Annotated in this window: 11 protein-coding genes; 2 read left to right on the top strand and 9 right to left on the bottom strand. The window is 68.3% G+C overall.

Annotation, left to right across the window (positions count from 1 at the left end; all coding sequences use genetic code 11):
- Positions 1-34: 34 nt before the first annotated feature.
- Both ACQG07_RS18365 and ACQG07_RS18360 read right to left on the bottom strand, forming a co-directional pair.
- Positions 35-1,753 (bottom strand): bifunctional 3'-5' exonuclease/DNA polymerase, encoded by a 1,719-nt coding sequence (locus tag ACQG07_RS18365; RefSeq protein ID WP_274498823.1) that lies wholly within the window; start codon positions 1,751-1,753, stop codon positions 35-37.
- Positions 1,754-2,056: 303 nt separating this feature from the next.
- A complete protein-coding gene (locus ACQG07_RS18360) occupies positions 2,057-2,602 on the bottom strand; it encodes a hypothetical protein (RefSeq protein ID WP_274498824.1) in 546 nt (181 codons plus the stop codon).
- 162 nt (positions 2,603-2,764) lie between these two features.
- Here ACQG07_RS18360 and ACQG07_RS18355 point away from each other — a divergent pair, with 162 nt between their 5' ends.
- Positions 2,765-3,079 carry a YbjQ family protein gene (locus ACQG07_RS18355; RefSeq protein ID WP_064294105.1) on the top strand — a complete coding sequence of 105 codons (315 nt, stop codon included), beginning with the start codon at positions 2,765-2,767 and terminating at the stop codon, positions 3,077-3,079.
- Between the two features lie 92 nt (positions 3,080-3,171).
- Here ACQG07_RS18355 and ACQG07_RS18350 read toward each other — a convergent pair whose 3' ends face one another.
- The 7 genes from ACQG07_RS18350 to ACQG07_RS18320 form a co-directional block, all read right to left on the bottom strand.
- Positions 3,172-4,893, bottom strand: a complete 1,722-nt coding sequence (locus ACQG07_RS18350; protein ID WP_229939146.1) for a dipeptide ABC transporter ATP-binding protein — start codon at positions 4,891-4,893, stop codon at positions 3,172-3,174.
- A complete protein-coding gene (locus ACQG07_RS18345; protein ID WP_194642818.1) occupies positions 4,890-6,014 on the bottom strand; it encodes an ABC transporter permease in 1,125 nt (374 codons plus the stop codon). The genes ACQG07_RS18350 and ACQG07_RS18345 overlap by 4 nt, the downstream gene beginning before the upstream one ends.
- Before the next feature lie 2 nt (positions 6,015-6,016).
- Positions 6,017-7,090: an ABC transporter permease gene (locus tag ACQG07_RS18340; RefSeq protein ID WP_124767788.1), complete on the bottom strand. Its 1,074-nt coding sequence runs from the start codon at positions 7,088-7,090 to the stop codon at positions 6,017-6,019.
- Between the two features lie 124 nt (positions 7,091-7,214).
- Positions 7,215-8,843, bottom strand: a complete 1,629-nt coding sequence (locus tag ACQG07_RS18335; RefSeq protein WP_079704272.1) for an ABC transporter substrate-binding protein — start codon at positions 8,841-8,843, stop codon at positions 7,215-7,217.
- A gap of 243 nt (positions 8,844-9,086) precedes the next feature.
- Entirely contained in the window at positions 9,087-10,106 is a 1,020-nt protein-coding gene (locus ACQG07_RS18330; RefSeq protein ID WP_426739054.1) for a D-2-hydroxyacid dehydrogenase, read from the bottom strand.
- A gap of 38 nt (positions 10,107-10,144) precedes the next feature.
- A complete protein-coding gene (locus tag ACQG07_RS18325; RefSeq protein ID WP_194642820.1) occupies positions 10,145-11,461 on the bottom strand; it encodes an ABC transporter substrate-binding protein in 1,317 nt (438 codons plus the stop codon).
- Positions 11,462-11,590: 129 nt separating this feature from the next.
- Entirely contained in the window at positions 11,591-13,042 is a 1,452-nt protein-coding gene (locus ACQG07_RS18320) for a CCA tRNA nucleotidyltransferase (RefSeq protein ID WP_274498829.1), read from the bottom strand.
- 82 nt (positions 13,043-13,124) lie between these two features.
- Between ACQG07_RS18320 and ACQG07_RS18315 the strand changes: the two genes are divergently transcribed.
- The gene (locus ACQG07_RS18315) at positions 13,125-14,870 is read left to right on the top strand and encodes a stealth family protein (RefSeq protein ID WP_426739053.1); all 1,746 of its coding nucleotides are present in this window, start codon (positions 13,125-13,127) and stop codon (positions 14,868-14,870) included.
- Positions 14,871-14,881: the final 11 nt, after the last annotated feature.

The following is a 14,881-nucleotide window of genomic DNA, read 5'->3' as shown; positions in this document are numbered from 1 at the left end:
CCGCGCACACCCGCATCTACTGACAGTTCGCGGGCTACTTGGCGTCGGCGTAGGAGGTGACGACGGCGGTGGTGACCGGGAACTCGACCGGCGCGGTGCCGAAGATCAGGCGACCGGCCTCAGCAGCCGCCTCGCGCACGAGGGCGACGACCCGCTCGGTCTGGTGCTCGGGGCAGTGGACGACGATCTCGTCGTGGAGGAAGAAGACGAGGTGGGCCGACTCGGTGAGCGCGGCCGCCGGACCGACCGTCTCTGCGGCGAGCGCCTGCAGCCGTGTCCGGAGGCCGGCCATCCAGCACAGCGCCCATTCGGCGGCTGTGCCCTGCACGACGAAGTTGCGCGTGAAGCGACCCCAGCTGCGCGCCTCCATGCGGGCGCGTTGGGTCGCGGCGGCGTTCGCCCCCTCCATCGAGGCGGCCGACTGGATCTCCCGCCAGTCGGCACCGGGGAGCGGAGAGGTCCGACCGAGTCGGGTGCTGACCCGCTCGCCGCGTTCACCGGCCCTGGCGGCCGTCTCGACGAACTCGATCGCCCGAGGGAACGCCCGCGTGAGCCGGGGCAGGAGGCGCCCGCTCTCCCCCGTCGTCGCGCCGTACATGGCACCGAGCATCGCGATCTTCGCGTGTGGTCTGGTGTCGACCGCGCCGACGTCGACCATGCCCTGGTAGAGGTCGACGCCGCGTCCGGCATCGGCCATCGCGCGGTCGCCGGACATCGCGGTGAGGATGCGTGGCTCGAGCTGGGCGGCGTCGGCGACGACGAAGCGCCACCCCTCGTCCGCGAGGACGGCACCGCGGACCTGGTGCGGCAGCTGGAGGGCACCGCCACCGTCGGACGCCCAGCGGCCGGTGACGACCCCGCCGGGAACGTAGGTGGGACGGAAGCGTCCGTCCTTCACCCAGGTCTCGACCCACGTCCAACCGTTCGCGGTGAGGAGACGCGACAACTTCTTGTACCGGAGCAGTGGCTCGATGACGGGGTGCTCGATCTCCTGCAGCTCCCACTGCCGGGTGGACGTCGCGTTGATGCCGGCACGCTGCAGGGCCTTGAGGAGTTCGCCAGGCGACTCAGGGCTGAGGTCCTGCACCCCGAGGGCGGCCTTGACCTCCTCGAGGACCGCGGCCAGCTTCGCCGGACGGACACCGGGCGGCACCTTGGGGCCGAGGGCGTCGGCGAGGATGCGGTCGTGGGCCTCGGCGTCCCACGGGAGACCGGCGAAGGTCATCTCCGTGGCGATGAGGGCACCGGCGGACTCGGCGGCGAGGAGGAGTCCGAGCTGCGAGCGTCCCTGCGGTGTCGCGCCGTCGACGGCATCACGCTGGAGCGTGAACTCGGCGACGGGATCGCGTTCGCCGCCTGGGAGGTCGAGGTCGAAGAGGGTCCCGACGGCCTCCGCACGCTGGGCGACGCGCGGGTCGAGGACCTCGTCCCACGGGCCGGCCGGAGCCGTCGCGAGTGCGGAGTCGGCGGTGAAGGCGGCGTTGCGGAGGAGGTTGTGGGAGAGCCGGAGGTCGACGCAGCGGGCGATCCGGACACCCGCGGCGAGGAGCGCCGGGTACCAGAGCGTGGTGTCGTCCCACACCCAGCGCGGCGGATTCGGCTCGGCTTCGAGACGCCGGACGAAGGCCGCGAGGTCGGCCCGCGGGATGGTGGTCTCGGATACCGGAGGTGGCTCGCCGGATGAAGTGGGACGGTCCTCGAGGTGCACGACGCGCACACGGGCGCCGTCGAGCTGCTGGAGGACGATGTGCACCACCCCAGTCTGCCGTCACCCGCCGACCTCGCCCGACGCAACCCAGCGGCCGAACGAAGGAAAGGCCCTCCGTCCGGCCGCCGGGTTCACGATGCGTGTGCCGCGATCATCTCGAGCGGGTTTCGTTGATCCACCTCAGGACGAGATAACAAGCGAGAAGCAGAACACCGACTCCGCCCGCAACTGCCGCATATTCCGCCGGGGTATACGTCAGGTTCTGACCGACCACGGTAATCAGAACCGCGCTGGACACTATTCCGGCGGTCATAGCGCGTCGGATCTGCAGCGGCTCGCGGCGGGATTTCACACGCACTGCGGATATCCGAGCTGCTGAACGTGGATACGAAGCACATTGCCGCATAGACCATGAGCGGCAATAGCGGCTGCCGCTGCAACGAAGACCCCGGTAGCTACTGCGCAGAGCGGAATGCCAACGCCGGGCAATGCGCACAGCGTAACCGCCAGAGCACCGGCACCGCCGCTAGCGATGATCCCTTGATCTGTCCGATTTAGATCCACATACAGCCCGTAAGGCCCCCAGCCGCCACCGAGACGCGATCGGTCCTGAGAAACGGCCAACTTAATCCCGGATCCCAAGTCATATGTGGTGATGACTGATGAACCGTCAATGGTGGTCGCGCGTTCGAAGTCCGAAACCTCAAGGTTCGCAACAGCAGCTGCGACGGTATCCTGATCGATTTCCCCTGCTGGGAGGCCGCTCGACGGCGATGAGGCGGCGAGCTGCGCGGGCTCACTTGTCTCGCCATGCGCCGGGAAGGCCGCCCCGAAAACCACGAGTGCGGCCACCGCCGCTCCAGTAATACCGCCACGCACGAATACTTTCCTCATCTTGAACCCCAGTTCTCCTGGAACTTCCAGGTTGCCATGACAATAAAGGAATATGAGATGTAAGTCGAGTTAAATATTTTTGACTTCATCGTTCCCATGAAGCGATTGGAACCCGGGACATCCCCCCTATGGGGGCGGGCGCAGCGGTGCCAGACTGCGAGCATGCTGATCTCGACGATGAACGATGTCCCCGGCCGCCAGGTCACCGAGGTGCTGGGCGAGGTGACCGGACTCACGGTCCGTGCACGCAACGCGGGCGTGCAACTCGGCGCCAACTTCAAGGCACTGCTGGGCGGTGAGCTCTCCGGGCTCACCAAGCAGCTCGCTGAGAGCCGCGAGGAAGCGAAGCAGCGACTCATCGAGGCGGCCACCGCGCTCGGAGCCGACGCGGTACTCGCGATGCGGTTCGACGCGGCCGAGGTCGGCCAGAACTACCAGGAGGTCGTCGCCTACGGCACCGCCGTCAAGCTCGGCTGAGGTCACAGACCACCGCTTGGCAACAGGAGAAGCGACTGAGGGCAGGACCCGAACGCGACGTTCGATCCTGCCCTCGTCCAGATCTCCTGCTGTCAGGCGCGGAGGCGCTTGAGCTCCTCGCGACGCACGGCCTGTTCGGCCGGGTCGGGCACGGGGAGAGACGCGAGGAGACGACGCGTGTAGACGTCGCTCGGCGCACCGAGCACCGCTGAGCCGGGCCCCTCCTCCACGATGTCGCCGCGATACAGCACGACGATGCGGTCGGCGAGGATGTCGACGACGGCGAGGTCGTGGCTGATGAACAGCGACGCGAACCCGAACTCACGCTGCAGCTCGGCGAAGAGCTCCAGCACGCGGGCCTGCACGGACACGTCGAGCGCCGAGGTCGGTTCGTCGGCGACCAGCAGTGCCGGTTCGAGCGCCAACGCCCGCGCGAGCGAAGCGCGCTGCCGCTGACCTCCGGAGAGCTCGTGCGGGAACCGGTCGCCGAACGCCTTCGGCAGCTGGACCGCTTCGAGGAGCTCGTCCACCCGGCGTCGGGCCGCCCGTGCGTCGCCGAAGCGGCCGTGCACGATGAGCGGCTCCGCCACGCACTCCGCGATCGTGAGCAGTGGGTTGAAGCTCGTCGCCGGGTCCTGGAACACGAACCCGATCTCACGACGCTTCGGGGCGAACTCGCGCTCCTTCACCCGGTTCATCTCCACACCGAGCACCGACAGCGAGCCGCCGGTCACCTTGGTGAGGCCGGCGATCGCGCGGCCGATCGTGGTCTTGCCCGACCCCGACTCCCCCACCAGGCCAAGGACCTCGCCCGCGTGGATCGTGAAGTCGACGCCCTTGACCGCCCGGAACCCGGCACGACCGAAGCGGCCGGGGTACTCGATCTCGAGCCCCTTCGCGACCACCACCGGCTCACCGAGCTGCAGCTGCTTCCCGCGCTCGACCTCGGCCGGCGCGGAGCTCTTGCCGCGGCCGACGTGCGGCACCGACGACAGGAGCTTCTTCGTGTACTCGGCCTTCGGTGAGGAGAACAGCTCCTGGACGGGAGCCTCCTCGACGATGTCGCCCTGGTACATGACCACGACGCGGTCGGCGAGGTCGGCCACGACGCCCATGTTGTGGGTGATGAGGACGATGGCCGTCCCGAACTCGTCGCGGCACCGACGCAGGAGGTCGAGGATCTCCGCCTGCACCGTGACGTCGAGCGCGGTCGTCGGCTCGTCGGCCACGATCAGTCCGGGGTCGAGCACGAGCGCCATCGCGATGACGATGCGCTGCTTCTGCCCGCCGGAGAACTGGTGCGGGAAGTAGTCGACCCGCTCCTCCGGCTCCGGGATGCCGACGCGACGCAGGATGTCGATGGCCTTGGCCCGCGCCTCGGCCTTCGTGTACGACCCGTGCGCGCGGAGACCTTCGGCGATCTGCCACCCCACCTTGTAGACGGGGTTGAGGGCCGTGGACGGCTCCTGGAACACCATCGCCGCGTCGCTGCCGCGGATGGACCGCAGCTGCTCCGCCGACGCCGTGACGACGTCCTGCTCGGTCGAACCGTCGCGCGAGCGCAGGACGACCGCGCCGGAGGCCGTGGCCGTCTCCGGGAGCAGACCGAGGATGGTCTTGGCCGTGACCGTCTTGCCCGAGCCGGACTCACCGACGATCGCGACGATCTCGCGCGGTGCGACCGACAGCGAGATGTCGTTGATCGCCTTCACCGCGCCGGCGTCGGTCGAGAACGAGACCCCGAGGTCGCGGATGCTGACGATGTCCTTGGTGCCGAGGTCGCGTGGACCGGTGGTCGGCGTCGACTCGCTCATGAGCGCTCGTCCTCTCGTCGGTTCTCCTGATCGCTGTCCGCCGCGGCGTCGCTCACGGCTCCCAGCGACTCGGCGTCCATCATCCCGGCGCCACCGGGGCTGTCGGGCGTGCCGCCGGTGGTCGTGATGCTCGACGTCGCAGCGACCGACCCGCTCGACGCGCCGACCCGACGACGGCTGCGCAGACGCGGGTCGGACAGATCGTTGAGGCTCTCACCGACGAGCGTGATGCCGAGCACGACGAGCACGATCGCGAGGCCGGGGAACAGCGCGGTCCACCAGATCCCGCTCGTGACGTCGGAGACGGACCGGTTGAGGTCGTAGCCCCACTCCGCGGCCGCAGTCGGCTCGATGCCGAACCCGAGGAAGCCGAGCCCCGCGAGCGTGAGGATGGCCTCGGAGGCGTTGAGGGTGATGATGAGCGGCAGGGTCCGCGTCGCGTTCCGCAGCACGTGACGGAACATGATGCGGGAGCTCGACGCACCGATGACCTTCGCCGACTCGACGAACGCCTCGCTCTTGATGCGCACGACCTCGGAGCGGATCACCCGGAAGTACTGCGGGATGAAGACCACGGTGATCGAGATCGCGGCGGCGAGGATGCCGCCCCAGAGGCTCGACTGGCCCCGGCTGATGACGATCGACATGACGATCGCGAGCAGCAGCGACGGGAAGGCGTAGACCGCGTCGCACACGACCACGAGCACGCGGTCGAGCCAGCCACCGAAGTACCCGGCGACGAGCCCGAGCAGGACGCCGATGAAGATCGACAGGATGATCGCGGAAACGATGACGAAGAGCGCGGTCTGGGCGCCCCAGAGCACCCGGGACAGGACGTCGTACCCGCCGACGGTCGTGCCGAGGAGGTTCGTCGCGTTCGGCGCCTGCTGCGTGCCGAACGAACCGTCGTCGCCGCGCAGCTGGTTGAACCGGTAGGGCGCGACGAGCGGCGCGAGGATCGCGATGAGCACGAACACGCCCGTGACGACGAGACCGATGACGAGCATCGCCCGCTGCAGCCCGACCGACTGGCGGAACTGCTTCACGACGGGCAGGCGGTCGCGCAGCGGACGCTTCGCTGGCGCGGTCTGCACGGCGGTGGTGGCTGTCGGAGCACTCATGCTCAGTACCTCACCCTCGGGTCGATGATCGCCGCGATGATGTCGACGATGAAGTTGGTCAGGGCGACGATGACGGCCAGCAGCGCGACGATCCCCTGGACGGCGACGAAGTCACGCGCCTTGAGGTACTCGCTCAGCATGAAGCCGAGGCCCTTCCATTCGAACGTCGTCTCGGTGAGGACCGCGCCCGCGAGGAGGAGCGCGATCTGCAGGCCGATGACCGTGATGATCGGGATGAGCGCCGGACGGTAGGCGTGCTTCGTCACGAGCCGGAACTCGCTGACGCCGCGCGACCGGGCCGCGTCGACGTAGCCGGAACCGAGCGTGCCGATGACGTTGGTGCGGACCAGCCGCAGGAAGACCCCGGCCGTCAACAGGCCGAGGGCGATCGCCGGGAGCACCGCGTGGGCGAGGACGTCGCTGATCGCCGTCGGGTCGCCGAGGCGGATCGCGTCGATCAGGTAGATGCCGGACGGGTTGGAGATGGTCTGGAGCGTCAGCTCGGTGCCGGTGCTCGCTCGACCGGCGACCGGGAGGATCCCGAGCCAGACGGAGAAGACCAGCTTGAGCAGCAGGCCGGCGAAGAACACCGGGGTGGCATAGCTGAGGATCGCGAAGACGCGGAGGCCCGCGTCCTGCCAGCGGTCGCGGCGGGCGGCGGCGAGCATGCCGAGCGGGATGCCGACGATGAACGCGACGATGAGGGCGTAGATCGCGAGTTCGAGGGTCGCGGAGCCGTAGGTGAGGAGGACCTCGATGACCGGGCGGTTGTCGGAGATCGTCGTGCCGAAGTTGCCGACGGCGATCTGTCCGAGGAACTCGAAGTACTGGACGAAGAGCGGCCGGTCGTAGCCGGCGGCGCTGATGCGTTCCGCAAGTTGGTCGGCTGGGAGGCGACCTCCGAGCGCCGCGGTGATCGGGTCACCGGTCAGGCGCATCAGGAAGAAGACCATGGTGACGAGGATGAACACCGTCGGGATGATCAGCAGGAAGCGGATGACGAGGTACCGCCAGAGTCCGCCACCTCCGGAACGTCTGGCCGCCTTGGGGGGTGGGGTTGCGACAGCTGCCGTCATTGCAGTGGATCCTCCTCGATCACCGACTCGGTAGAGCCCGGACAGACGATCGGGGCGGCTCTGTGGAGCCACCCCGATCGCGACGTCCGACTCACCATAGTCGGCTATCAGTTGGTCAGGCTACTCAGCCCTTGGTGATGGGGGCGTAGCGGAACTTGAACGACGCATCGAGGACGGTGCCCTCGATGTCCTTGCCGACGACCGCCACCTGAGCGCCCTGGAGCAGCGGGATGGTCGACAGGTCGGCCGCCTCCGTGTCCTGGATCTGCTCGATGAGCTTGGTCCGTGCGTCCGCGTCCGTCGTCGAGCGCTGCTCGTTGATGAGGTCGTTGACGGCCGGGTTGTCGTAGTGGTTCGCGAGGAAGTTGTCCGTGGCGAAGAACGGCGTCAGGTAGTTGTCCGCGTCGGAGTAGTCCGGGAACCAACCCAGCTGGTACGCCGGGTAGACGTCCGTCGTGCGGTCCTTCGAGTACTGCACCCACTCGGTCTGCTGCAGGTTGACGGTGAACAGGCCGTCGGCCTCGAGCTGGTCCTTGATGAGCGCGTACTCGTCGCCGGAGCCGGAACCGTAGTGGTCACCGTTGTACTGGAGGTTGAGCGCGACCGGAACGGTCACACCGGCTGCCTCGAGCGTCTCCTTCGCCTTGGCGGCATCCGGGCCGCCGTCGCCGTCGCCGTAGAGGCCCTTGAGGGACTCGGTGGCACCGGTCAGGCCGGCGGGCACGTAGGAGTAGAGCGGCGTGTAGGTGTCCTTGTAGACGTCCTTGGCGATCGCAGCGCGGTCGATCAGGTCGGCAGCGGCCTGGCGGACGGCGAGCGCCTTCGCCGGGTCGGCGTCAGCAGTGGTCGCTCCGTAGGGCATCGTGTCGAAGTTGAAGACGAAGTAGCGGATCTCGCCACCGGGGCCGTCGACGACCTTGACGTTCTTGTCCTTCTTCAGGTCTTCGATGTCGGTCGCGGAGAGGCTGCGCGATGCGACGTCGATGTTGCCCTGCTTGACGTCGAGCTTCAGGTTGGACTCGTCGGTGTAGTACTTCACGTTGACGGTGTCGTTCTTCGCCTCGCCGAGGAGGCCCTGGTAGTCGGCGTACTTCTTGTACGAGATGAGCTCGTTGAACTTGTAGCTGTCGATCGTGTACTGGCCGGCGAACGCCTTGCCCTTGACGATGTCGTTGTCGGGCGTGACCTCGGTGGCGGAGAAGACGTCTTCGTCCACGATCGGGCCGACGGGGCTCGAGAGCACCTGTGGGAAGGTCTGGTCGTTCTCGGTCTTCAGCGTGAAGACGACGGTGAGGTCGTCGGGCGCGTCGGTCTTCTCGAGGTTGCTGAGGAGCGACGACGGGCCGTTGTCGTCGGCGATGGCCAGCTGACGGTCGAAGCTGAACTTCACGTCCGAGGAGGTGAGGTCGTTGCCGTTGGCCCACTTGAGGCCCTTCTTGAGCTTCACCGTGTACTCGGTCGGCGAGGTGAACTCGGCCGACTCGGCGATGTCGGGCTCGACGTCGGGGCTGTTGTACGGCGTGTTCAGGAGGAAGGGGAAGACCTGGTTCATGACGGCGAAGGAGCCGTTGTCGTACGATCCGGCCGGGTCGAGCGTCGTGACCTTGTCGGTCGTGCCGATGACGATCGTGCCGCTGGCACCGCTGCTGGAGCCGCTGCCACCGGCGGCGCAGCCGGCGAGGGCGAGGGCGGTGATGGACAGACCCGCGAGCGCGACGGCGCTCTTCCGGAATCCACTACGTGGGGATGACATTGATGTCGACCTCGTTTTTCTGTGTGTGAGAGACGGCACGGCTGTGTGCAGGTTCTTCGCACGTGCTTGTAGAGGATTACAGCACGCTCCGAACAAATCCCTCAAACCGAGAAGCCTTCCGGTGCAGATTCGTTACGAGCACGAAACGTGCGCGAGCGACATCTCTAGCGCAATGACCGCGCGTTTCGCCAGGTTCGGACGCCACCGAGATCCCGGGCTCGACGCCCCGATGGCCGGGGTCGGTCAGTACCCGCGCTCGGCGTCGAACCGGTTCAGCAGCGGTCCGCCTGCACGGTAGCGGGCGAGGTTCTCGATGAACAGTGCCGTGAGCGTCGCGTTCTCGCTCTCGACCGTGGACGCCGAGTGGGGCGAGATGAGGACGTTGTCGAGGCCCCAGAGCGGTGAGTCCGCGGGCAGCGGCTCCTCGCGGAAGACGTCGAGCGCCGCGCCACCGAGCTTGCCCGACCGAAGTGCCTCGATCAGCGCGTCCTCATCGACGACCTGCCCTCGGGAGATGTTGACGATGGCGGCGCCGTCGGGCAGGAGTGCGATCCGGTCGGCGCTGATGAGGTTCTCGGTCTCGGGCGTGAGCGCCGTGCAGAGGACGAGCACGTCGGTGCCCGGCAGCACCTCGTCGAGCCGGTCCACATCGCTCAGCTCGACGCCGTCGGGGAGCTCATAGGTGCCACCGACCCGACCCACCGCGGTCACCCGTGCGCCGATGGCGTCGAAGGTCCGCACCACGTTCGACCCCATGCCGCCGACGCCGACGACCGTGACCCGCATCCCGGCGAGCTGCCTGGTCGTGTACCGCTCGAACCGGCGCTCACGCTGCCGTCGCTGGAGGAACGGAACACCCTTCACCACGAAGAGCGCCCCGGTGAGGGCGAACTCGGCGAGTGGGACGGCATGCACGCCGCCCGCCGTCGTGACGGTGATGCCGCTGCCGTCGAGTCCGGTCCGGCGCATGAACGCACCGATGCCGGCGCTCGTCGCCTGGATCCATCTCAGGTTCGGGGCGCGCTCCGGCAGTGCCGCCGGGTCCTGCCAGTCGAAGTCGAACGCGACGTCGGCCCGGGCGAGCATGTCCGCCCACCGTTGCTGGTCCGCTGCGGACAGCTCGGGTGCCGGCCCACGGTGATCGGCGACGTACTGCGGGACCGCGACGAGCGTCGGGTCGTACAGCACCTCGACATCCGGGTGGGAGGCGCCGATCGCCTCGACGTACTCAGGCTCGAGGTGACTCGCGATGAGGATCCGCATGATGGTCCATCATGCCCTGCGATACCCTGCGCCCGGACTCAGTCGTTGATGGCGGCGTTGGCCGCCTCCTGCGCCTTCTTGAGACCGTCGGCGACGGGCGTCGTGCCCGCGAAGATCTCCTTGAAGATCGGGTCGTAGGCGGCGAGTCCCTTCGCGTACCCGGCACCCGTCGGCGGCGCGATGGTCTTCGCGTCGTCGGCGATCACGTCGAAGAAGGGCTGCACGTCGACGTCCTGGCCCTTCCAGTAGTCGAAGTACTGCTTCTGGGCCGCGGTGACGGCGGGGACCGCCGAGCCGGACGAACCGACGGGGGCGTTGCCCTCGGTGCTGCCCAACCAGGCGAGCACCTTCTTCACCTGGTCGGGGTGCTTCGTGGCCGCGTTGCCCGCTGCGGCGATCCCGTTCGTGACGCTGACCTTGCCCGCAGGGCCGGCCGGGAGCTCGGCGACACCCCAGCGGAAGTCGGCACCGTCGTGCACGGCCTTCAGGCTGTAGAGCCCCGACTGGAACATCGCGACCTTGCCCTGGAGGAAGGCGTCGCGGGAGAAGTCGCCGTCGGCGTTCGTGGAAGCGGCCGGTGGGGCGACCTTGGCACCGTTGATCGCGTTGACGAGGTAGTTGACGGACTCGCTCGTCTTCGGGTCGTTGAACGCGAAGTCGTCGCCGTCCTGGTATTTCCCGCCGTTCGAGCCGATGAACGGCAGGAGCACGGCCTGCAGGTCGTACCCGAGGCCGGTGCCGTAGGTCGCGGGCGCCGCCGGGTTGAAGCCGGGCTGGTCGGCCGAGACCCCGGCCGCGTCCTTCGTCAGCTTCTTCGCCAGGGGCAGGAAGGTGTCCTTCGTCGCGTCGGGCGACCACGTCGCCTCCTCGAGCTCGGCGGGCTTCACGCCGGCCGCGTCGAGGAGGTCGGCGTTGTAGTAGACCGCGATGCCGGCGTCGGACAGTTGCGGGACGGCCCAGAGCTTGTCGTTCCGGGTGAACTGGCTGACGACGCTCGGCGCCCAGTCCTTCGAGGCGTCCTTGCCGAGCGTCTGCCCGACGTCGAGCACGCTCCCGCTGTCCGCGTACCCGGCGAGGTAGGAGTTGTTCAACCAGAAGACGTCGGGAGCGGTGTCCGCCGCGACGTCGGTGCGGAGCTTCGTCCAGTAGTCCGCCCATTCGACGACGTCGACGCGGACACGGATGTCGGGGTTCTCTCGCTCGAAGGCGGCGAACGAGGTCTCATAGGCGTCGGCGACGGCGGCATCCCAGACGCGCACCGTGACCGTCGTGCGCTCCGTGGATCCGGCGGCGCAACCGCTCAGCATCAGGGCGGAGGCGGCCGCGATCGCGAGGGCGGCGTGGCGCTTGAGCATGAGAATCCTTCGTTCCGTGAACCTCAGGGAGGCTAGCAGTTCAGTCTGAACGCTCGCGAGCTGTCAGAAACGGTCAGTGTGACGCCGTCTGACCGTGCGTTTGTGACAGTTCGCGGGCAGGTGGGGCTGTCACCGGGAGGACCACCAGTCGAGGAGGCGGCGGGTTGCCTCCTCCTCGCCGAGCGGGCCCTCGTCGAGGCGCAGCTCCAGTAGCCAGCGGTACGCCTCGCCGACCTCGCGACCGGGTGCGATGCCCAACACCTCCTGGATGCGGTTGCCGTCGAGGTCGGGCCGGACGGACTCGAGCTCCTCCTGCTCCTGGAGCTCGACGATGCGCTGCTCCAGGTCGTCGTAGGCGAAGCCGAGGCGGTCGGCCTTGCGCCGGTTGCGGGTCGTGACATCGGCGCGGACGAGCATGTGCAGCCGCTCGAGCAGCGGACCGGCGTCGCGGACGTAGCGCCGCACCGCGGAGTCGGCCCACACGCCCTCGGAGTACCCGAAGAACCGCATGTGCAGCTCGACGAGCCGCGCGACGCTCTTGATCGTGTCGCCGTCGTACCGGAGCGCGGTGAGGCGCTTCTTCGCCAGCTTCGCACCCACGAGGTCGTGGTGGTAGAAGGTGACGGCTGCGCCGGGGCCGGTCTTCTTCGTCGCCGGCTTGCCGATGTCGTGGAGCAGCGCGGCCCAACGCAGGACGAGGTCGGGCGCCTCGCCGGGGTGCCGCGAGTGCTCGTAGCCGATCGCCTGCTCGAGCACCGTGAGCGAGTGCTGGTAGACGTCCTTGTGGTGGTGGTGCTCGTCGGGCTCCAGCCGGAGCGCGGGCAGCTCGGGCAGCACGAGGTCGGCGATGCCAGTGTCGACGAGCAGCTCGAGGCCCGCGCGCGGGTGGTCGGTCGCGAGCAGCTTGCCGAGCTCGGCCTGGATGCGCTCAGGGCTCACGATGGAGATGGTCTCGCGACGCTCCTCCATCGCCTCGATGACGTCGTCGGTGGGACGGAAGCCGAGCTGCGAAGCGAACCGCGCGGCCCGGAGCATGCGCAACGGGTCGTCGCCGAAGGAGACCTCGGGCGAGCTCGGCGTCCGCAGCAGGTGGGCGACGAGGTCCTCGACGCCGCCGGACGGGTCGACGAGGGTGATCTCGGGGATGCGGAGCGCCATCGAGTTGACGGTGAAGTCGCGCCGGCGCAGATCGTCTTCGAGGGTGTCGCCGAACGCGACGACCGGCTTGCGGGTCACGCCGTCGTAGGCGTCGGCCCGGTAGGTGGTGATCTCGACCGTGTCGGCGTGCTCGACGCCGCCGTCGTCGGTGACGGTGACCTTCGCGCCGATCGTCCCGAAGTCGCGCCCGACGTCCCACCAGGCGCTCGCCATCGGCTTGAGGACCGCGAGGATCTGGTCGGGCGAGGCGTTCGACGTGAAGTCGAGGTCGCTCACGGTGCGACCGAGCATCGCATCGCGAACCGGTCCGCCGACGAGGGCCAGTTCGTACCCGGCTTCGGCGAACGCCGACGCCACCCGAGCGACCACGGGCGACGAGGCCAGGTCCTGCAGGCGCACCAAGGATTCCGCCACGCTCACCATGTCGTCAATCGTAGCCGGACGGCGCTCCGTGGCCATCGCCGTCAAGCCGCGAGCGGTCCCGGGCGACGGCCGTACAATAACGATGAACCCACTCCCCAGCAGACCAGAGGCGGACACGATCACGAACGAGCTCGACGACCAGCGGCCAACCGTCGGCACTCAGGCACCGACGGCCTTCACCAGTACCGCGAAGGACCCGATTCCGCCGGAACTCCCGTTCACCACCGCCCCTGAGCTCGTCCTCGTGACCGGTGGCTCCCGATCGCAGCGCTTCGACCGCCCCGACGTCGTGCAGCGCAAGGGCGTGTACACCCTCATCAACGGTCATCTGACCCCACAGCAGTCGATGGTGGAGGACCTGCTCGCCGTCGCCGACGTGCTCGACGCGGCCGAGATCGAATACCTCCTCATCCGGGGCGAGCACGACCGCCCCGTCATCGTCGTCGACCGCTCCCTGCGCAAGCGCTTGCAGACCGCACTCGCGGAGGCGTTCGCCGACGAGCCCTTCTACAGCGTGCCGCTCAAAGCGCGCATGTCGACGGTGAAGCCGGCCGGCGATCCTCACCTCCTCTCCGACGGCCTGCTCACCGGCGCCCGCAAGGCCGAGGTGTTCCGGCTGTACCGGCCGCGCATCGAACCGCTCGGCCGCCTCCGCTACGGCATGGAGACCGCCCTGCAGCTCGAACTCTGGCGCTTCGGCGACGAGGAGATCACCGCTCCCGTGGAGAACGTCCTCATGCGGACGTACATGCCACGGACGGAGGCCGTCGAGACGACCGTCGAACGCTACGGCCGCAGCTGGCGGACGCTCGAGCACATGTTCGGCGCGCTCGCGAGCGACGTCACCTTCGACATCGACCTCGTCTTCTCGTGGGTGGACGGCTCCTCCGAGGAGTTCCAGCGCGCCCGCGCCAAGCGGATGCAGAGCTACGTCGTCGGCGACGGCGACGACTCCGACGCCCGCTTCCGCCAGATCAACGAGCTCAAGTACGCCCTCCGCAGCGTGCACACCTTCGCCCCCTGGATCCGACGCATCTTCATCGCGACCGACTCCCCCGCGCCCGAATGGCTGGCGGAGCACCCGAAGGTCACCATCGTTCGCAGCGAGGAGTTCTTCGGCGACCTCGACGCCCTGCCGACGCACAACTCCATGGCCGTCGAGAGCCAGCTCCACCGCATCGAGGGGCTGTCGGAGCACTTCCTCTACTCCAACGACGACATGTTCCTCGGCCGACCGATCAGTCCCGAACTGTTCTTCTCACCGGGCGGCATCAGCAAGTTCGTGGAGGCGACCACCCGCATCGGCCTCGGGGCGAACGACCCCTCGCGCAGCGGCTTCGAGAACGCGGCCCGCGTGAACCGTCGGCTCCTGCACGAGCGCTTCGGACGCGTCACCACCCGTCACCTCGAGCACTGCGCCGCGCCCCTCCGCCGGAGCATCATGGCGGAGATGGAGCAGGAGTTCGCCGAGGAGTTCCGCGCGACCTCCCACAGCGCGTTCCGTGCGGCGGACAACATCTCGGTGACGAACTCGTTCTACCACTACTACGGCCTCATGACGGGTCGCGCGGTGCAGCAGACCCAGGCGAAGGTCCGCTACATCGAGACGACGCTCAAGCAGTCGCTCGGGCAGATGGAGCGACTCCTCAAGCGACGCGACCAGGACATGTTCTGCCTGAACGACGGCAGCCGGCCGGAGATCTCGGTGGAGCAGCGCACCACCGCGGTGATCGACTTCCTCGAGCGGTACTTCCCGTTCCCGGCCCCGTGGGAGCGCGAGGCCGCCGTGCCGAACGCCCTCGAGATCGAGCCCGCCAAGCTCAGCTGACCGCCCTTCGA

The organism is Plantibacter sp. 2H11-2 (assembly GCF_050031945.1).
GTDB lineage: Bacteria > Actinomycetota > Actinomycetes > Actinomycetales > Microbacteriaceae > Plantibacter > Plantibacter auratus.
The sequence above is the reverse complement of the archived record's forward strand: the minus strand, read 5'-3'. Positions and strand labels throughout refer to the sequence as shown.

What these genes read in the sequence shown, in the direction of transcription:
- ACQG07_RS18315 (WP_426739053.1), top strand. Translation starts at nt 13,125, where the DNA reads ATGAACCCACTCCCCAGCAGACCAGAGGCGGACACGATCACGAACGAG.
- ACQG07_RS18350 (WP_229939146.1), bottom strand. Translation starts at nt 4,893, where the DNA reads ATGAGCGAGTCGACGCCGACCACCGGTCCACGCGACCTCGGCACCAAG.
- ACQG07_RS18340 (WP_124767788.1), bottom strand. Translation starts at nt 7,090, where the DNA reads ATGACGGCAGCTGTCGCAACCCCACCCCCCAAGGCGGCCAGACGTTCC.
- ACQG07_RS18355 (WP_064294105.1), top strand. Translation starts at nt 2,765, where the DNA reads ATGCTGATCTCGACGATGAACGATGTCCCCGGCCGCCAGGTCACCGAG.
- ACQG07_RS18320 (WP_274498829.1), bottom strand. Translation starts at nt 13,042, where the DNA reads ATGGTGAGCGTGGCGGAATCCTTGGTGCGCCTGCAGGACCTGGCCTCG.
- ACQG07_RS18360 (WP_274498824.1), bottom strand. Translation starts at nt 2,602, where the DNA reads ATGAGGAAAGTATTCGTGCGTGGCGGTATTACTGGAGCGGCGGTGGCC.
- ACQG07_RS18325 (WP_194642820.1), bottom strand. Translation starts at nt 11,461, where the DNA reads ATGCTCAAGCGCCACGCCGCCCTCGCGATCGCGGCCGCCTCCGCCCTG.
- ACQG07_RS18335 (WP_079704272.1), bottom strand. Translation starts at nt 8,843, where the DNA reads ATGTCATCCCCACGTAGTGGATTCCGGAAGAGCGCCGTCGCGCTCGCG.
- ACQG07_RS18330 (WP_426739054.1), bottom strand. Translation starts at nt 10,106, where the DNA reads ATGCGGATCCTCATCGCGAGTCACCTCGAGCCTGAGTACGTCGAGGCG.
- ACQG07_RS18345 (WP_194642818.1), bottom strand. Translation starts at nt 6,014, where the DNA reads ATGAGTGCTCCGACAGCCACCACCGCCGTGCAGACCGCGCCAGCGAAG.